This window comes from Methylobacillus rhizosphaerae (genome assembly GCF_900187985.1).
Classification (GTDB): Bacteria; Pseudomonadota; Gammaproteobacteria; order Burkholderiales; family Methylophilaceae; genus Methylobacillus; species Methylobacillus rhizosphaerae.
The window spans coordinates 191,905-210,101 of sequence record NZ_FZOA01000001.1 but is presented as its reverse complement, the minus strand read 5'-3'; the positions used below and the strand labels follow the sequence as shown (position 1 = coordinate 210,101).

The window sequence follows — 18,197 nt, the reverse complement described above, 5'->3', positions numbered from 1 at the left end:
AGTTATATATCTTTCACATCACGAACTGGCTCCAGGTACTGTGCCTCTTCTGCCTGCACGCTTTCCACGACAGGCGGTCCATCTCCTTCCGCCAGCTCTTTCAACCAGGCCGCATAACTATCTGCCTGCGCTTGCAACGCCGTATCACTGAGCGTGTCCGTCGCCTGGGTAAGGAACGGCTGCAAATACTGCATATTGCACAAACGTGCGCTCTGCTCGAAAGGGCGCAATAGCTCAGCGAGCGTGAAATGATGGTACCCACGGCGCTGATAGACACTGTCAGCCCCGCCTGTGGAGATCGCATGTACCCAGCTCTTGCCGGCAAGTTGGGTAGACACATCCCCGTGCGCCCAGCCATAGCTCAACACCATATCCAGCCAGCTCTTCAGCAATGCGGGACAGGAGTACCAGTGCAGAGGATGCTGAAACACCAGCACATCATGCTGGAATACCAATGCCTGCTCATGCGATACATCAATCATCTGCTCAGGATATGTGGCATAGAGATCATGCACCTGGACACACTCACAACCTGTAGCCGCCTCCAGCAAGGCTCGGTTGATACGCGAGCCTTCCATGACGGGGTGAGCCACCACTACCAATACACGCTTTTTCAATGATCAATCACCAATAATCTTCACCAGCACACGCTTCTTGCGGCGGCCATCAAACTCACCATAGAAAATCTGCTCCCACGGACCAAAATCCAGGCGCCCTTCCGTGATGGCCACCACCACCTCCCGTCCCATCACCTGGCGCTTCATGTGCGCATCGGCATTATCCTCACCGGTATCGTTATGACGATAGTTACGGATCGGCTCGTGCGGCGCGAGGCGCTCCAGCCATTCACGATAGTCATGATGCAGGCCGGACTCATCATCATTGATAAAGACACTGGCCGTAATATGCATGGCATTTACCAGCACCAATCCTTCACGTATCCCGCTTTCCCGCAGGCAAGCTTCCACCTCATGAGTAATATTGATGAATGCAACCCTGGATGGTGCATTGAACCATAGTTCTTTACGATAACTTTTCATATTCCTGCCTTGATAAAATAGTGAATTTGGAAATTATAGCGGCTCACCGTTGTCATTGAGTGACTCACCGGCATCTTTGCAATTGCCCGGAATTTAAGTTACAACTAATCAGAATTGAGATTTCCATTCCATCTACTATCAAGGAGAAACAAGTGAGTGACAAGATTTATATGCGCGTTGGCGAGGCCCTGGTCGCAGGAGGCCCTCCGGGAACAGCGGCAGAACCTGAAGTCATCATTGGTGAAATGAATGGCCCGATGGGTACCGCCTTTGGCACACTGCTCGGCGACCAGGTCAAAGGACATTCTCGCGTACTTGCCATCCTGAATACGGATATCATGGTGCGCCCAGCCACCATCATGGTCAGCAAAGTCACCGTGAAGAATGAGCGTTATACCAACATCCTCATGGGCACCGTGCAAGCCGCCATCGCCAATGGCGTGCTGGATGCAGTCCGTAATGGCGACATCCCCAAAGAAAAAGCCAATGATCTGGGCATCATTGTTTCAGTCTGGCTCAATCCCATCGTGGTAGAGCAGGATGACCTGGACCATCAGATACTATTCGATATCCACCGCAAGGCGACTGCCAATGCCATTCACAAGGCCATGAGCAATAAACCTGACATCGACTGGCTGCTGGAAAATCAGGAAAAAATTGTGCATAAATATTTCCAAATGGGGCTGGACGGCAAGATTTAAGCTCTGTTATAACCTTGGCGATACAGACTGCGGAGCCGTTTTCCGGGTCTGTATCTCCAGTTCCAATGTTGTTCAGCATCCCCTGCATACTTCACGAGGACGTTCATGGCAGCAGCAAGCTTTCAGGTCGAGCATAACAGCCAGGGCAACAAACACGTTACCCTCTACGGCCAGTGGTCGTTACGCGACCTGGATAACGATTTCGCCCAGTTGCGTAAAGCGCTCAAACCTTACTTTGCTGACAATACTGTCCAATGGGATATCACCCATGTTGAACAACTGGATACTGCCGGTGCTGCCGTGTTACAGAATGGCTGGGGCAGCCATCTTGACGATAAGGTAACACTCACCGACCAGCAACGCGCATTGTTCACATCGCTAGCGGATATTCCGCAATTGCCTCCTGCAAAAGCATTCTCACTTGATTCGCTGAGACTAATCACCAATGCAGGAAGGCTGACGATCTTCCTTAGCAGCCACATTGCAGATTTTGTCAAACTGCTGGGGCTGCTCGTACTGGAGCTGGCATATCTCCTGCGCCGACCGCAAGATTTCCCCTGGCGCGAATTCAGTGCCAACATCTACAAAAGCGGCATTACCGCCCTGCCAGTCACCGCCTTGCTGGGCTTCATGATCGGCATTGCCATGAGTTTCCTGATGGCAACCCAGTTACGCACATTCGGCGCTGACATTTTCATCGTCAATATTCTGGGGCTCGCAGTGATACGCGAGTTAGGTCCTATCCTCATGGCCGTGCTGATTGCCGGCCGTTCCGGTTCCGCCATGGCAGCACAGATCGGCGTCATGCGCGTGACGGAAGAAATTGATGCGCTTGCCACCATGGGTATATCACGTATCCTCCGGGTCGTATTGCCCAAGGTGTTAGGACTTACTTTCATTGCACCCTTCCTGGTCATATGGACTTCCGTCTGGGCACTGCTCGGAGGTGCGATTTCCGCCAATATTGAATTGGGCCTTGGATTCCGTTTCTTTTTCGAGTATCTGGCCACGGTAGTACAGCCCGTCAATATCACGCTAGGCCTGATCAAGGGACTCATGTTCGGCTTTATTGTCGCCATCATGGCCTGCCACTTCGGCCTGCGCATCAAGCCCAATACTGAAAGCCTCAGCCGCAGCACAACCAGCTCTGTCGTGACAGCCATCACCTGTGTCATCCTGATCGATGCCAGCTTCGCCATCCTCACCAGCAGCATTGGAGTCTGATTATGAGTACTCCAGCCCCCCGTCCGATCTGTGAAATCCACAAACTATGGACCGTATTTGGCCGCAATATTATTCACCAGGATCTCGAACTCACCATCAATGCTGGCGAAGTTGTCTCCCTGGTAGGGGGATCGGGCAGCGGCAAAACCACATTACTCCGGCATATTGTAGGATTGACACAGCCAACCCGAGGCGAAGTATTGCTTTTTGGCAAGAACCTGCATGCCATGGACAGGGTACCGCAACAACGCTTGATGAATAGGCTGGGCATGCTGTTCCAGCAAGGCGCATTATTCTCCGCACTCAGCGTATTTGATAATATTGCTTTTCCATTACGGGAACTCAGGCAGTTTAATGAAGCCACCATCAGGCAACTGGTATTGCATAAACTGTCTCTGGTGGAAATGGAGCCCGATGCAGGCAACAGACTACCTTCACAACTTTCGGGAGGCATGATCAAGCGCGTGGCCCTAGCCCGCGCCCTGGCATTGGAGCCGGAACTACTGTTGCTGGATGAGCCCACAGCAGGGCTCGACCCCGAACGCAGCGAAAATTTTGTAGAGTTGATCAAGCAAATTAAACATGCATTGGGGCTAACAGTGATCTTTGTCACACATGATCTGGACACCCTGGTGTCATTGAGCGACAAAGTCGCCGTCCTCGCCGATCAACGCATCGTAGCCAATTGCAGCCTGCAGGAATTGGGGCATATCGACCACCCCTTTGTACAAAACTTTTTCCAGGGGATTCGTGTCAGACTGGAAAGAACTGGATAATTTATGGAAAATCGCGCTCACGCTTTCGCCGTCGGCATCATTACACTGATTCTGGTCGGCATTCTCGCTTTTGCATTCTGGTGGATGAGTGGCAGTCGCCAGGCATTCATGGAGTACAGGATTATTTCCAAGCAACCTGTCACCGGCCTCAGCCAGGAAGCATCGGTCAAATTCCGTGGCGTCAATGTCGGCAAAGTGTCGGATATTGCACTTGATCCCGACTCGCAATCCTCCATTGAAATCACGATCCGTGTTGATGAGAAACTCCACCTGACCAAGGATGCGTACGCCGAATTGCGCGCCCAAGGGGTGACTGGACTGGCCTATATAGACCTGAACGACCTGAACGATGCAGGCGAACAAATCCCCCCCGGCTCCTTCATCACCATGCGGCCTTCTCTGATCGACCGGATATCCGAACGCGTACCGCAACTGGTGGACAAAGTGGAAGCCTTCATCAATCATGGCGTAACTACCGTAGAACAGGCCAGCACCGTGGTACAAAGCATTGATGTGCAAACCTTGAACAAAACACTGGCGAACCTGGAACAGGCATCCTCAAACCTGGAACCAGTACTGGCCTCGGCCAATGAGGCATTCGGCAAAATCAGCCAACTCATGTCAGAACAGAACCAGCAGCAATTCTCACAGGCACTGAGCAACCTCAATGAGGCAAGCAATGCCGCTACCCCACTCCTTAATGAGTTGACTAACACAATACAAGACGTACGCAGTATGACCGGGGATATCCGCAACAGTACCAGCCAGATTGGCGATACGCTCAACAGCGAAACCCTGCCGCGCCTGAATGAGTTGACGACCAATGCCAATGACGATGCGCGACGCATCAGTCGCCTGCTGGACATGTTGGAGGAAAATCCGCAAAGCCTGATTTTCGGCAAACCGGAAGTTCGTCCAGGCCCCGGTGAATCCGGATTCAGATCTGCACAATGAGGTATTTCATGCGCATTACATCTCCCATTGCCATCCTCCTGCTGTCACCTATTGCGTTGAGCGCATGTGTCAGCTCAATCAAGCCAGAAGCCAAACAGCTGGATTTTTATGACTTCGGTTTGCAATCTGCAACCCAGCGCGTTACTTTCAACCTGCCGGTTGCAGAATTGAATGCAAGCAATGCCATCCAGCATAGCAATATCCGCTATCGTCTCAACTACAAGAATCCTGCGCAGATTTTCTCGTACGCGGAAAGTCGCTGGTCTACCCTGCCTGTGGATCTGGTGCGCCAGAAAATCGACAAGACCAATGCCAGCAAATCGTCCTGCAGCCTGAAATTGCAAATTGTGGCATTTGATCAGGTATTTGATACAGCAGACAGCAGTCATGGCATTGTGCAACTGCAAGCCAGCATCATAGAAAACCGCTCACGGCAGCGGATCAGCACTACCTTGATTTCAGCACAAAGTACGGCAGGTAGCGCAGATGCAAAAGGTGGTGTCAATGCACTTGATACGGCCAGTACAGCAGCATTGCAGCAAGCTGCCGATTGGGCCAGTGCAACCAGTGCAGCGGCTGACTGCCAGCCAAGCAGCTGACGCGCAATCCAGTCCCTGATGCCAGACACGAGAATTCATCCGGTCTTCACTGACCTGAACGGTGTAGGCCCTGACCCAGATCAGTCCCTGTTACCAGTTGTAGCGAGAGTGGGTACATACTCCAAAGGCTGGCAGGTAGAAACCCACGCCCATAGACGTGGCCAGCTCATGTTCATCATTTCGGGCAGTATGCGAGTGGAAACACGGGATGGCTCCTGGATCACGCCTCCCGGGCGAGCATGCTGGATACCCGCGGCAGCCATACATGGCGTCACCTACGCCCAGGCATCAGAAATGCGAACCGTGCTGATTGCGCCAGAACTGCTTGCCCCACTACCCAGGCACTGTTGTGTTATCAAGCTGACTCCTTTGTTGCGCGAGCTGGTATTGCAGGCTGTGGCCATCGATAACCAGTACTCACTTAACAGCGCGGAGCACAGGTTGATGCAGGTATTAATCGACCAGATTGGCATGGCGCAACAAGCACCACTTTTCCTGCCGGAAGGCCGGGATGCACGCTTACGCAAGGTGACTGAGAGCCTGCATCACAATCCAGGGGATGACCGGAACATCGAACAATGGGCCAGCGTGGCTGGCGCCAGTACACGCACTCTTGCACGCTTGTTCGTGAAAGAAACCGGCCTGACATTTTCTGCATGGCGCCAGCAGCTATGTCTGATCAGGGCGGTAGAAATGCTCATAGATGGCCAGAGCGTCACCAACACTGCCATCGCACTGGGTTATGAAAGTACGGCAGGTTTTACCAGCATGTTTTCCCGCACCATGGGTGAGTCACCCAGCAATTACCAGACACGCTGGTCTCAGGCACAAGCCTGACCCTCAAATCAGTCAGTTTGCATGCCTGAATGTCACCACCAGGCCGATAATGATCGTCAGCATCCCCACCATGCTCAACGCCGACATCACATTTCCGAGAAAGATATAATCCATGACCGCAGTAATAACCGGCACCAGATAGAACAGGCTGGTCACATTGACCAGATTACCTGCCTTGATCATCCGATACAGTAGAAGCTGCGCCACTACGGAAATAATCAGACCCAACCATAACCATGGCACAACGAAACCAACCACCCACTCCATATGATAGGGCTTGAATGGCAGGAAAATGAGGCACAAAACCAGGCTGACAAGGTATTGCAAAGGTAATACATCCTCGGGCGACTGTTGAATCTTCTTCTGGAGTATTGCCCCGACCGTCATGCTGCCCAGTGATAAAAGGGCATATGCCATACCTGAGAACGAAAGATGCACGTTGATCAAACTTTGCGACACCACAAGTACCAGGCCCAGGAGCGCGATCACCAACCCGGCAATGCGCAGCAGCGAAACACGGCGCTCGACAAACATCAAGGTAAGAATAGGTTGCACCCCAAGCACGGTCGCCAATACACCAGGCGTCATGCCTTGTTCCAGGGACAAGAAATAGAAAACCGAGTATCCGCCGATCAATAACAAGCCCGTCACGGCAACCTGCCAGTTCAGGCTATCCCTCACGCACAATCGCTTGCGATAGGCGGCAATTGCAGCAAGAGCAAGGAGCGCCAGGCCGAAGCGCCAGACCAGGATAGCAAATGCTGAACTATGATCCAGACCCCAACGTGAGAAAATTGCCCCACTGCTCCACAACAGCACGAACAATGCAGTTGCGCCATAGGAGGAGAAAAGGTTTTTCATGACCATCATTCTGTCAGCCTGAATTCAGGCTAAACAATCCAACACTCAATTTTCAGCGTCAACACTCCCTGCTTACTCAGCCGCCTGCGATTGCTGCCAGCCGCCTCCCAGGGCGCGCACCAACTCAACGCTGGCACGCAGCTGACTGACATTCAACGTCAGCAACTCACGCTGGGTATCCAGCGCCTGCGTCTGGGCTGAAGTCACTTCCAGATAATTAGCCGCCCCTTCACGATAACGATTCAAGGCAAAATCCAGCGTCTTTTGTGCCGACGCTGCAGCCAGCCGCTCGGCATCTGCCGCACTACGGTAATGGTTAAGGCGCGCAAGATTGTCTTCCACTTGCTGGAATGCTTCCAGCACCACGCCACGATAACGTGCCCCATTTTCGCTCAGCACCGCTTCCGCCTGTGCCACTTGCGCCTTACGACGTCCGCCATCAAATAACTGGAACACCATGGTCGGGCCGATAGACCAGAAATTGCTTGGTGCGCTCAACCAGTTGCCGGTCGAAATGCTCTGGTATCCCAACGCTGCTCCCAGGCTCAATGCCGGGAAAAAAGCAGTCTTTGCCACGCCCACACTGGCATTGGCAGCTTCGACCCGTCGTTGTGCTGCAGCAATATCCGGCCTGCGCTGCAACAAAGTGGAAGGTAATGCCACGGGGATATGGGGCAATGCAATCTCTGCAGTATTGTCAGCCATGCTGAAACTGGATGGCGACTCCCCTACCAGCACAGCAATGGCATGCTCGACAATGGCACGCTGTGCCTTGACCTGCTCAAGCTGGGACCGAGCGGATTCCAGCTGTGTCTGCGCACGGCTGACATCCATGCCTGGCACAATACCGGCATCATGTCGTGTCTGTGTCACTGCCAATGCCTTATCCCTGGCCTGCACAGTTTCCTGCAGCAGGTGTAATTGCTGATCTAATCCACGCAGCACAATGTAATTGTCTGCAAGCTGAGCTTGCAGACTCAAGCGGGCAGACTCAAGGTCTGCCTGAGCAGCCACGGCCTCCGCATCCCCTGCCTGCACTGTATTGCGTACGCGCTCCCACAAGTCCAGCTCATAGCTTGCCTGTAACCCAATACTGTAATTTGAATAGGTAGGAGGAATTGATGAGTTGGCTGGCACCAGAGGACGGTTCTCCGATACCCTGTTGCGTCCGGCCTGGCCATTCGCGGATAAGGAGGGAAACAGAGCAGAACGCGCCTGCTGGCTGTATGCTGCTGCTTGCTCATACCGTGCCAACGCGACTGCCAGATTGGGATTGCCTGCCACCAGCTGATCTTGCAGGGTATTCAGTCCAGCGTCCCCATATAAAGTCCACCAGGCTCCACGTGGCAATTCATCTCCCGGCTGGGCCGGCACCCAGGGCTCTATTTCCTTATAAGCCTGTGCAACCGGGACTTCAGGCAGCTTCAATTCCGGTGCAAATGAGCACGCCCCCAATACAGCGAGCAGGCTGAATGACAGCACATGCCTGTTCATCTTCATGACTTACTGGCTCCTGCATCAGGCTTGGAAACCACCTGTACCTGGAGACCGTCAGCAATATCATCCAGAGGACTATCGACCAATCTGTCACTGGCCTCAAGACCCGCACTGATTTCTATGGTCTTGCCCAGATCACGGGCAATAGTGATAGTTTTCAGCATGACCCTGTCATGCTCGTCCAGTGTTGCCACCTGCACTCCATCCTGGCGGATGATCAAGGCACTGGCAGGAATACTCAGCGTTGCTTTATCTGCAGGCAACTCAATACTGACACGGGCAAAACCACCTGGCAGCAATTCCCCGCCATCATTCGGCACCATGAACTGGAACAAAGCCGTCCCCGATGCAACATCAACAGCTGGTGCCGAAGCAACAAGAGTCGCTGTATACACCTTGCCAGGTTGTCCCGGAATGCTGACTTTGGCTACTGCACCCTTGGTAATGGCCGGGACATAATTCTGTGGTACGTTGACATACAAACGCAGCTTACTGGTATCTGATACCACAAACAGTGGCTGACCTGACTCACCGGCATTGATCAAAGCACCAATATCCGTTGTCCGCGCTGTCACAACGCCAGCAAAAGGAGCTACCAGCCGTGTAAAGCCCTTGGTGGCCTGCATGCGGTCCAGGTTTGCCTGAGCCGCCTGCAGAATTGCCTGCTTGGCAGCATAATCACCCAGACGCTCGTCCACTTCCTGCTTCGATACTGAATCAGTATTCAGCATGGATTGCCAACGCCGAGCAGTCGTTCCGGCCAGCTCGGCATTCACCTTGGCACTTGCCACATCAGCCTTGGCTTGTAGTAACTGCTGATCCAGATCTGGCGTTTCAATTTCCCCTAGTAGCTGACCAGCTTTGACCGGGCTGCCTATATCAGCATGCCACTGTTTGAGGTAACCACTGACGCGAGCATAAATCGGGGCACGCGCCAACGCTTCCAGACGTGCCGGAAGCTCCAACGCCCGGGCATTGCTGCCAGTCGTCGGATTGATCAGCGTCACGGCAGGAATGGCCTGCTCATTCGTCCATTGCTTCAACACCTCATTTTCCTTGGCGCGGATACTCAACCCATACACCACGATCACAGTGGCCACCAGGGCAACTACCAAACTGCCTCTCCGTACTGTACGACGTGGCGCACTAAGATCAGACGACATTGACTTCTCCATTATTCAAATTCTCTACATTCTTTTCTGCATCGGTTTTACGATAATGACGATGCACAATACTGAACACGACAGGCACAAAGATCAGCGTTGTCACTGTTGCAAACAACAGGCCACCAATCACTGCGCGTCCAAGCGGTGCATTCTGTTCGCCCCCTTCTCCAAGTCCAAGCGCCATGGGTGCCATACCGATCATCATGGCCAGGGCAGTCATCAGCACAGGACGGAAGCGCACAAAACCCGCCTCAATGGCAGCCTGGGTTGCGTCACCGAGTTCGGCCAGTCTTTCGCGCGCGAAACTGATCACCAGCACACTGTTCGCTGTTGCAACCCCCATACACATGATGGCACCGGTCAGAGCCGGCACAGACAAGGGAGTAAAGCTGGCAAACAGCATCCAGACAATCCCGGCAATAGCCGCTGGCAAGGCACTGATAATGACGAATGAATCACTCCAGGACTGGAAGTTCACGACAATCAACAGATAAATCAGCACAATGGCGCCCACCAGGCCAAACAGCAGGCCCGAGAATGCCTGCTCCATGGTCTGCACCTGCCCCAGCAGCGCAACACTGGAACCCTTGGGCACATTGTCGGCTTGCTCAGCCAGAATCTGGCGGATATCCTTGGCTACAGCGCCAAGGTCGCGCCCTTGTGTAGCCGCATTGATCTGCACCATGGGCTGGATGTCATACTGGCTGACCAACGCATTGGCATTACTGCGAGAGAAAGTAGCCAGCCCGCCAAGAATTTGTGGCGTGGCTCCTGGCGCACTGCCACTGATCGGCAGGTTTTCCAGCGCAGAAAATGTATCCATCCGGTACTGCGGTGTCTGCATCACAATCGGATAAGACACGCCATTTTCCGGATTCAGCCAGAACGTCGGTGCCACCTGGCTGCTGCCCGCCAAGGTCACCACCATATTATTGGTAACATCACGGGTATTCAGCCCTACCTCCTGCGCACGCGAACGATCAACATCCACGTTGAGCACCGGATTGCGACGGGACTGCTGGATGCGTACATCCGCAATACCCGGCACTTTGCGGATTTCAGCTACCAGCTTGTTGGCATAATCAAAATTCGCATGCAGGTTGTTGCCGCGAATCTGCAGGTCAATTGGCGCCGGAGAACCAAAATTCAGGATCTGGCTCACAATATCCGCGGGAGGAAAGCTGAATGTAGTATCCGGAAACTGCCGTGGCAACTCCTCACGCAGTCTCTTGATATATCCTGCCGTTGGCTGGTGCTCCTTGGTCAGTGCAATCTGGATATCGCCATCCTGCACTCCCATAATCCCCGTGTTGTTGTAGGTCAGATTGATTGAACTGATCGGCAGGCCGATATTGTCCACCAGGGTTTCCACCTCATGCTCAGGAATAATATTGCGGATCGCCGACTGGATATTGGCAAACTTTGCCGCAGCATCTTCTAAACGAGTACCTACCGGCACTCGTACATGCATGAGAATCTGCCCACCATCCACATCAGGGAAGAAATTACGACCCAGGAATGGCACCAGGGCAAAACTCAGCAAGATGAACGCCATGAAAGCAACAACAAATTTCCGGCGGTTGGCAAGCATCAGTTCCAGCACACCGCGATATCCTGCACGAAAATGCTCGAACTTGCCTTCAAAACCACGCTGGAACCTGACCAGAGGATTACGCGACGGCGGCAATGACTGGTTGTTTCCATGCAGATCCGTATGCGGCGCATGCGGTTTCAGCAGGTATTTAGCCATAGTGGGCACTAACGTACGTGACAGTATGAATGAGCTGATCATCGCAAACATCACAGCTTCGGCCATAGGCACAAACAGAAAGCGTGATACACCTTCCAGGAAAAACATCGGCACAAATACAATACAAATACACAGCAATGACACAAATGCCGGCGTCACAATCTGGCGGGCACCATCCAGAATAGCAGGCTCTACCGCCTTACCTTGCTCCAGATGCCAATTGATGTTCTCAATCGTCACCGTGGCATCATCCACCAGAATACCCACGGCCAGCGCCAGCCCGCCCAAGGTCATGATATTCAGCGTTTCCCCAGTCATTGCCAGCCCGATCACTGCTCCGAGAATGGACAATGGAATGGAAACGGCAATGATGACGGTAGATCTCCAGCTACCCAGGAACAACAGGATCATGATGCTGGTCAGGGCTGCCGCAATACACCCCTCCAGCACCACACCTTTAATCGCCGCACTGACAAAAATCGACTGGTCATTGATAGGCCGGACTTCCAGCTCATCAGGCAGGGTAGGCTTGATTTCCGCAAGTTTCTCCTTGATACCCGCCACAATGGCCAGAGTGGAAGTCGCGCCATTTTTCAAGACTGACATCAGGACCGAACGGCCACCATCCACATGTACGAGATTGGTCTGGGGTGGATTACCGTCGCGCACATGCGCTACATCCCGGATATACACAGTGGCACCATTGACAACCTTGATAGGAAGGTTACCCAGGTCGTCGAGTGCAGAAGGTGCGTTATTCAGCTGTATCGTGTACTCAAAATTACCTATTTTCTGCGTACCTACCGGCAGGATCAGGTTCTGGGCCGCCAAGGCATTGGCAACATCCTGGCCTGACAAACCGCGCGCCTGCATTGCATCAGGATCAAGGTCTATCTGTACCTGGCGCGTTTTGCCGCCGAACGGATAGGGAAGCGCAGCCCCCGGTACAGTCACCAGTCTTGTACGTATTGCATTCATGCCAAGGTCAGCAAGGTTTTGCTCTGTCAGCCCCTGGCCTGCCAGCGCCAGTTGCAAAATAGGTACGGTCGATGCATTGTAATTCAGGATCAATGGCGGCTGGATGCCTGGCGGCAATTGCCGCAACATGGTCTGGGAAACCGCTGTCACCTGGGCATTGGCTGTGGCAATATTCACCCCTGGCTGGAAGAAAATCTTGACGATACCAAAGCCGGTATAGGAATTGGCTTCAATATGTTCAATATCATTCACCGTGGTCGTCAGCACACGTTGGAATGGCGTCATGATCCGGCCAGTCATCTGATCAGGCGACATGCCAGTGTACTGCCAGGCCACTGCGATCACCGGAATACGGATCTCCGGAAAAATATCCGTCGGCATGCGCAATGCCGACAAGATACCGACGATCATGATCAGGATCGCCATCACAATAAACGTATAAGGGCGCCTGAGCGCAACTTGCACTATACCTAACATACTGGAATTACCATGGTGAATTCATTTGACGGACTAATTTAGTCAACAATTATTCCAGATATCGCACAAGCAGCGCTTAATCAAAACTGCCACATTGTTGCTTGATCTTGCCATCTTGTCCTGACTCACAGTAGGGATTATGAGCAGCAGCAAGGCAATAAAAAAGCCGCTCCAAGAGCGGCTTGATCCTGCTTTATGCTGTTATCACTTCTTGGCAGGAGCTGAAACCTGGCAATTGTTGAAGTCATGCTTATACCCATCATCAAGCTGGGCTGTATCCCCTTCTATCACCAGCTTGGTGATGCCATTGCCATATTGTCCTGCAGCCTCACCCTTCTCCAGTGATAACTCGCGGTCAGGTAGCGCCAACCATACCGTATTGCCACTGTCCTGTATCAACACATAAAATTTACGGTCTTTATCACACACATATTCGGTTGACCCTGCCGGTCCGCGGGTCCGTACTTCATCTTCCCCAAACGGCCACATACTGGCTCCACCGCATGCAGATAATGTGCATGCCACCATCATCAACAATATAAATCTATTCATCCAGAACATATTCCAACACCTTAATCATCTATCATCATTGCGCGAGGCGCATATCGGGAACAAGTATAAACCAAAGCCCCCCTCTTTCGCCTAAGCCTTGCAATAGTTTGCATAGCGCTCCCGGACCTGCTCAACAGTCATGGGCAATGCCAGCCCGAACCCCTGCAACTCATCACAACCCAGATGTTGCAGACAAGCCTGCTGTTTGGCAGTTTCCACACCTTCCGCCACCACCCTGAAATTCAAGGTATGTGCCAGATTGATGATGGCAGACACGATCGCTTCATCATCCATTTCATTGCCCTGCCCCAGGTTGCTGATGAATGCACGATCAATCTTGAGCTCATGTGCAGGCAGACGCTTGAGGTAAAGCAGGCTGGAATATCCGGTACCGAAATCATCAATCGAAATCCGCACGCCTAACTGGTTCAGCTGATGCATCATGTCAAGCGTCGACCTGACATTGTACATGGCTACAGTCTCTGTAATTTCCAGCGTCAGGCATTGCGGCGGCAACTGCCAGCGTGCCAGGGTTTCCTTGACGATTTCCAGCAGGCGCTCATGTGCAAACTGTAATGCAGACAGATTGATGGACACATGCCAATGCGGATACCCAGTGTCATACCACTCCCGCATCTGCCTGCATGCTTCATTCAGCACCCACTCACCGATGGGAATAATCAGGCCGGATTTTTCTGCCAGCGAAATAAACTGGCCTGGCAATACCGTACCCAGCTTGGGATGCCGCCAGCGTAGCAAACCCTCGAATCCGACCACCTCACCGGTACTGGCATCAAACTTGGGTTGATACATCAGGACCAGCTTCCGCTTCTCCAGTGCAGCACCCAGATCCAGCATCATATCCAGCCGCTCCTGCGTATCTATATGCATGAAGGACTCAAAAAAGGAATATCCGTTGCGGCCAGTGCGCTTGGTGTAATACATGGCGGCATCAGCATTGATTGCCAGTTCCCGGTAGCTACCGCCATGTTCAGGATAGATTGCGACCCCTATGCTGATGGAAATATATAGTTCCCGCTCTTCGGCAATAAAGGGTTCCCGAAAAACGTCTGCTATTTTCTCCGCCACCAGTATGGCATCCTCGGACTTGGCACCGTCCAGCAGAATGACAAACTCATCACCGCCCAGCCGCGCCACAATATCCTGTGCACTGACCGCCTGCTGCAATCTTTCTGCGGCCTCAACCAGCAATGTATCGCCAATATAATGTCCCAGAGAATCATTAATCGTCTTGAAGCCATCAATATCAATGAACAAGACAGCAAAGCTGCCCCGGTTCTTCCTGGCTTTCTGCAGAATATCTGCCGCCTTGCTTTCCAGTAGCGTACGATTGGGCAACCCTGTCAGATGGTCGTGCAAGGTACGATGAACCAGTTCATGATTGGCCTCTTCCAGAGAGCTCGCCAACTGCATCCACTTGCCGATACGCCGCTCCAGCTTGACATCCAGAACCGACAAGGTCAGCGCAACCAGGCACAGGATGCACGCCCCTGTAATGACCAGCACCGTCAGATCATCAAGATTTTCTCCTGTGGCCATCCGGCACACGCTGTCGAGAGGAAAGCTGGCTGCCAGCATACCGGTATAGTGCATGCCGCCGATGGCGCTACCCATCACCAGCGATGCCAGCATCCGGAGCCATAGCGTCCGGCGCCCCCGCTCCCTGCCACGCAACCTGAAGGCAATCCACATGGCGGCTCCAGAAGCCCCGATCGCGATCAGAATCGACAACAGCACCAGCCATGGCTGGTATTCCGGCGATGGGTCCATCAGCATGGCCTCCATGCCGAGATAATGCATACTGGCAACACCCAACCCCATGACTACGGCACTAGCGATCAGTCGCTTCATTGGCAACGTTGGTTGTACTGCCTGATACAAGGCAAACCATGTCACCACAATGGCCAACGCCAGCGATATCAGCGTGATTCCCAGGTGGTATCCCAGCGGGATACTCATGTGCAGGGCCAGCATACCGATAAAATGCATGGACCAGATACCGACCCCCAGGGTCACGGCACTGCCCATCAGCCACCACTGTGCGATCGCGCCCCGTGCAATATTGACGCGTTCGGTCATATTCAATGCAACATATGAGGCAAACATCGCCACCGCAAGCGAGATTGCCACCAGTTTCAAGTCATAAAATTCTTCCAGCATGACATCGCACTTTCCGGTACATGAGTCTGTTCTTTACCATCTGCATCTGTAATTATTGATGATACCCAATCACCACCTTCATTCTGGTGCGACATGCAGCATCGCGGTTCTTACGCAGGAAAAATCCGTGAATCTGGTGCCGGTGAGAGGAATCGAACCCCCGACCTTCGCATTACGAATGCGCTGCTCTACCAACTGAGCTACACCGGCATCTTGCCTATATTACTGCAATCTATCGAATACCTTCAGCCCCTGAATTCCTCGATGATATCCGTGGAAAGAGCAATTTCTCTCAGAAAGCACAACAATCCTCCCACCAGCGAACACATGGCACAGATGAACAACAAAGAAACCAGCCTTGACGGATTCCAGCCCACCTCAACGGCAGCAAACAGGGTGGCAATCACGATACATACCAACAATGCTGCGAGGGTAGACAAAATAATGGCCCGATGTATCCAGCGCGAACGCTTGAGCAACATGGTCATTTCCAGGGATTGCCCTACATGTTCCCAGCCGCCAGTGTCCTGTAATTCACGAAACCGATCCACCACCCGGGCCAGACGTCCAGCCATCACGCCAATCATGGCACCACTGCCCGTCAGCAGGAATGCCGGCGCCACTGCGAGCTGGATGACATTGGCTACACTCGCCACATTGAACACATCAGGCACTGGCAACATCAATGTTTCTCCTTCGATCCCACCAATCCTATCATCAGTCGCACCACAACATAGACGGCCCATGAAAACATACGTTTGAACACATGACGCCGCGACCAGTCTCCTGCGCGCACCTGTACAGATTTCTCGGCAATTGCCTGCTCCAGGTCAGCCTTGAGTTCAGCGTTGAAAGCCTTGTCCTGTACCAGGATATTAGCCTCTCGCGCCAGCAATAGGCTGAATGGATCCAGGTTTGACGATCCGACGGTTGCCCAGCGATTATCCATGACGGCTACCTTGCTATGCATGAAACTGGCACGATATTCATAAATTTCAATGCCATGTCGCAGGAATATCCCATACACTTCGTGCGTCGCAAACATCAGCCAGTATTCCATGCGCCCCTGCAACAGCAAGCGCACACGCACCCCGCGTTCTGCTGCCTGAATCAAGGCCTGGCGAAATTTCTTCCCCGGAACGAAGTAAGCACTTGCAATCACAATCTCGCTCCTCGCCTTGCCTATGGCTTTAAGATAAGCACGTTCAATATCCCGCCTGTGCAGCACATTATCCCGCACCACAAAGGCAGCACGCATGCCGTTATTGATAAACGCAGGCTCAGCCAGACTGGGGTTGACAGGCACTTCTCGCAAATGCACCCAAGCCAGGCGACGCCATAGACTGCGTGTACTGGCATGTATGCTCTGAACCAAGGGACCTTCGACACGCACGGCATAATCCACTCGCGGCGCATCCAGGTTATTCGGTACATTCATGTCATCAATGATATTGATACCACCGACATAGGCATGCTGCCCGTCAAACACAGACACCTTACGATGCAACCGACGCAGACGGCTGCGCTTGAAAGACCAGGCAGAAATCTTGGGGCGATAAAACATGACCTTGATCCCAAAAGCCTCCAGCTCCAGCACATACTCTGGCGGCAAGTCACGGCTGCCAAACCCATCCAGCAGGAGATGCACCATGACACCTCGTATCGCCGCCGCCTTGAGCTTATTGCCTATCATCAGGCCAGTATCATCCAGTTCGTAGATATAGGTCTGGATATAAATTTCACACTGCGCAGACTCTATCGACGTGATCAGTGCAGGGAAAAACTCCGTACCATTCCTGAGCAAGGTAATGCGGTTGCCAGCCTCCCAGCGCATCATATTCTCGACAATACTGCAGTCAGCGCCGCATGGTCGGACACCTTGGCAAATTGGGGGCCGGCGTGGACCTCCACATGCCGGACATGGAATCCGCGGACATAGATACGATCCAGGCGGAACAAAGGCAGGAACGAAGGAAAACTGCGTGCCGGTTTTCCGCTGCCATGGTGATGTTCAAACACCTCATGCAGATGCAACCCCTGCACCAGTTCGCGTCCCGCACTCATGCTCCAGTCATTGAAATCCCCGGCAATCACCAACGGCGCATCTTCCGGCACCATTTCGGCAATCCTGTCCCGCAACATGCTGATCTGTTTACGACGCCAGCCAGCGAACAGCCCGAGATGTACGCAAATACAATGTAAAGGCTGCTGCCAGCCTGGTACCGCGATTTCACAATGCAACAAGCCACGCTGTTCGCTATGATGCGCGGAAATATCGGTATTTTCGTACTTGATGATAGGGTATTTGGACAACAATGCGTTACCGTGATGTCCTGCGGGATAAATAGAATTTTTACCGTAAGCGTAATCAGTCCATACTGCATCGGCGAGGAACTCTACTTGCCCGGTCAAAGGCCAGGCGCTGAAACGGCGACTATGCTTGAGATGCTGATCACGCACTTCCTGCAGGAACACCACATCAGCCTGCAACTTGCGGATCAGCTCGCGTTGCTCGTGCAGTGCAAAACGGGCGTTGAAGCTGGTCACGCCCTTGTGGATGTTGAAGGTGGCGATCCGGATAGTGCTTTGCAAACTCACCCCTTC

17 protein-coding genes and 1 tRNA gene are annotated in these 18,197 nt (G+C 52.9%); 6 read left to right on the top strand and 12 right to left on the bottom strand.

Annotation, left to right across the window (positions count from 1 at the left end):
- Positions 1-2: 2 nt before the first annotated feature.
- The gene (locus tag CHB59_RS01020) at positions 3-617 is read right to left on the bottom strand and encodes an NAD(P)H-dependent oxidoreductase (RefSeq protein ID WP_089374366.1); all 615 of its coding nucleotides are present in this window, start codon (positions 615-617) and stop codon (positions 3-5) included.
- Between the two features lie 3 nt (positions 618-620).
- Positions 621-1,040: a secondary thiamine-phosphate synthase enzyme YjbQ gene (locus CHB59_RS01015; RefSeq protein WP_089374365.1), complete on the bottom strand. Its 420-nt coding sequence runs from the start codon at positions 1,038-1,040 to the stop codon at positions 621-623.
- A gap of 152 nt (positions 1,041-1,192) precedes the next feature.
- Between CHB59_RS01015 and fae the strand changes: the two genes are divergently transcribed.
- The 6 genes from fae (at position 1,193) to CHB59_RS00985 (ending at position 6,131) form a co-directional block, all read left to right on the top strand.
- Positions 1,193-1,741, top strand: a complete 549-nt coding sequence (fae, locus tag CHB59_RS01010) for a formaldehyde-activating enzyme (protein WP_089374364.1) — start codon at positions 1,193-1,195, stop codon at positions 1,739-1,741.
- 105 nt (positions 1,742-1,846) lie between these two features.
- A complete protein-coding gene (locus tag CHB59_RS01005) occupies positions 1,847-2,965 on the top strand; it encodes an MlaE family ABC transporter permease (protein ID WP_089374363.1) in 1,119 nt (372 codons plus the stop codon).
- 2 nt (positions 2,966-2,967) lie between these two features.
- Entirely contained in the window at positions 2,968-3,741 is a 774-nt protein-coding gene (locus CHB59_RS01000; protein WP_089374362.1) for an ABC transporter ATP-binding protein, read from the top strand.
- A gap of 3 nt (positions 3,742-3,744) precedes the next feature.
- Positions 3,745-4,695 (top strand): MlaD family protein, encoded by a 951-nt coding sequence (locus CHB59_RS00995; protein ID WP_089374361.1) that lies wholly within the window; start codon positions 3,745-3,747, stop codon positions 4,693-4,695.
- Between the two features lie 8 nt (positions 4,696-4,703).
- Positions 4,704-5,294 (top strand): ABC-type transport auxiliary lipoprotein family protein, encoded by a 591-nt coding sequence (locus CHB59_RS00990; RefSeq protein WP_089374360.1) that lies wholly within the window; start codon positions 4,704-4,706, stop codon positions 5,292-5,294.
- Between the two features lie 18 nt (positions 5,295-5,312).
- A complete protein-coding gene (locus CHB59_RS00985) occupies positions 5,313-6,131 on the top strand; it encodes an AraC family transcriptional regulator (RefSeq protein WP_089374359.1) in 819 nt (272 codons plus the stop codon).
- 12 nt (positions 6,132-6,143) lie between these two features.
- Here CHB59_RS00985 and CHB59_RS00980 read toward each other — a convergent pair whose 3' ends face one another.
- The 10 genes from CHB59_RS00980 to CHB59_RS00935 all read right to left on the bottom strand — a co-directional run bounded on the left by CHB59_RS00980 (position 6,144) and on the right by CHB59_RS00935 (position 18,185).
- Positions 6,144-6,992, bottom strand: coding sequence for a DMT family transporter (locus CHB59_RS00980; RefSeq protein WP_218816185.1), 849 nt, complete (start codon positions 6,990-6,992; stop codon positions 6,144-6,146).
- A 72-nt stretch (positions 6,993-7,064) separates the two neighbouring features.
- Entirely contained in the window at positions 7,065-8,492 is a 1,428-nt protein-coding gene (locus tag CHB59_RS00975) for an efflux transporter outer membrane subunit (RefSeq protein ID WP_089374358.1), read from the bottom strand.
- Positions 8,489-9,652 (bottom strand): efflux RND transporter periplasmic adaptor subunit, encoded by a 1,164-nt coding sequence (locus tag CHB59_RS00970; protein WP_089374357.1) that lies wholly within the window; start codon positions 9,650-9,652, stop codon positions 8,489-8,491. The genes CHB59_RS00975 and CHB59_RS00970 overlap by 4 nt, the downstream gene beginning before the upstream one ends.
- A complete protein-coding gene (locus tag CHB59_RS00965; RefSeq protein WP_089374356.1) occupies positions 9,642-12,860 on the bottom strand; it encodes an efflux RND transporter permease subunit in 3,219 nt (1,072 codons plus the stop codon). Before CHB59_RS00965 ends, CHB59_RS00970 begins: the two co-directional genes overlap by 11 nt.
- 204 nt (positions 12,861-13,064) lie before the next feature.
- Positions 13,065-13,412: a hypothetical protein gene (locus tag CHB59_RS00960; protein ID WP_143738675.1), complete on the bottom strand. Its 348-nt coding sequence runs from the start codon at positions 13,410-13,412 to the stop codon at positions 13,065-13,067.
- A 90-nt stretch (positions 13,413-13,502) separates the two neighbouring features.
- Complete coding sequence (locus tag CHB59_RS00955; protein WP_089374354.1) at positions 13,503-15,593, bottom strand: putative bifunctional diguanylate cyclase/phosphodiesterase; 2,091 nt, start codon at positions 15,591-15,593, stop codon at positions 13,503-13,505.
- A gap of 134 nt (positions 15,594-15,727) precedes the next feature.
- Positions 15,728-15,803 (bottom strand) — tRNA-Thr (locus CHB59_RS00950).
- Positions 15,804-15,838: 35 nt separating this feature from the next.
- A complete protein-coding gene (locus CHB59_RS00945; RefSeq protein WP_089374353.1) occupies positions 15,839-16,276 on the bottom strand; it encodes a DUF2721 domain-containing protein in 438 nt (145 codons plus the stop codon).
- Positions 16,276-17,427: a cardiolipin synthase ClsB gene (gene clsB / locus CHB59_RS00940; RefSeq protein WP_089374597.1), complete on the bottom strand. Its 1,152-nt coding sequence runs from the start codon at positions 17,425-17,427 to the stop codon at positions 16,276-16,278. The genes CHB59_RS00945 and clsB overlap by 1 nt, the downstream gene beginning before the upstream one ends.
- Entirely contained in the window at positions 17,427-18,185 is a 759-nt protein-coding gene (locus tag CHB59_RS00935) for an endonuclease/exonuclease/phosphatase family protein (protein ID WP_089374596.1), read from the bottom strand. The genes clsB and CHB59_RS00935 overlap by 1 nt, the downstream gene beginning before the upstream one ends.
- Positions 18,186-18,197: the final 12 nt, after the last annotated feature.

Coding starts and splice junctions, on each gene's coding strand:
- CHB59_RS01015 (WP_089374365.1), bottom strand. CDS start 1,040: ATGAAAAGTTATCGTAAAGAACTATGGTTCAATGCACCATCCAGGGTT.
- CHB59_RS01005 (WP_089374363.1), top strand. CDS start 1,847: ATGGCAGCAGCAAGCTTTCAGGTCGAGCATAACAGCCAGGGCAACAAA.
- CHB59_RS01000 (WP_089374362.1), top strand. CDS start 2,968: ATGAGTACTCCAGCCCCCCGTCCGATCTGTGAAATCCACAAACTATGG.
- CHB59_RS00995 (WP_089374361.1), top strand. CDS start 3,745: ATGGAAAATCGCGCTCACGCTTTCGCCGTCGGCATCATTACACTGATT.
- CHB59_RS00990 (WP_089374360.1), top strand. CDS start 4,704: ATGCGCATTACATCTCCCATTGCCATCCTCCTGCTGTCACCTATTGCG.
- CHB59_RS00985 (WP_089374359.1), top strand. CDS start 5,313: ATGCCAGACACGAGAATTCATCCGGTCTTCACTGACCTGAACGGTGTA.
- CHB59_RS00980 (WP_218816185.1), bottom strand. CDS start 6,992: ATGAAAAACCTTTTCTCCTCCTATGGCGCAACTGCATTGTTCGTGCTG.
- CHB59_RS00975 (WP_089374358.1), bottom strand. CDS start 8,492: ATGAAGATGAACAGGCATGTGCTGTCATTCAGCCTGCTCGCTGTATTG.
- CHB59_RS00970 (WP_089374357.1), bottom strand. CDS start 9,652: ATGTCGTCTGATCTTAGTGCGCCACGTCGTACAGTACGGAGAGGCAGT.
- CHB59_RS00965 (WP_089374356.1), bottom strand. CDS start 12,860: ATGTTAGGTATAGTGCAAGTTGCGCTCAGGCGCCCTTATACGTTTATT.
- CHB59_RS00960 (WP_143738675.1), bottom strand. CDS start 13,412: ATGAATAGATTTATATTGTTGATGATGGTGGCATGCACATTATCTGCA.
- CHB59_RS00955 (WP_089374354.1), bottom strand. CDS start 15,593: ATGCTGGAAGAATTTTATGACTTGAAACTGGTGGCAATCTCGCTTGCG.
- CHB59_RS00945 (WP_089374353.1), bottom strand. CDS start 16,276: ATGTTGCCAGTGCCTGATGTGTTCAATGTGGCGAGTGTAGCCAATGTC.
- clsB (WP_089374597.1), bottom strand. CDS start 17,427: ATGCGCTGGGAGGCTGGCAACCGCATTACCTTGCTCAGGAATGGTACG.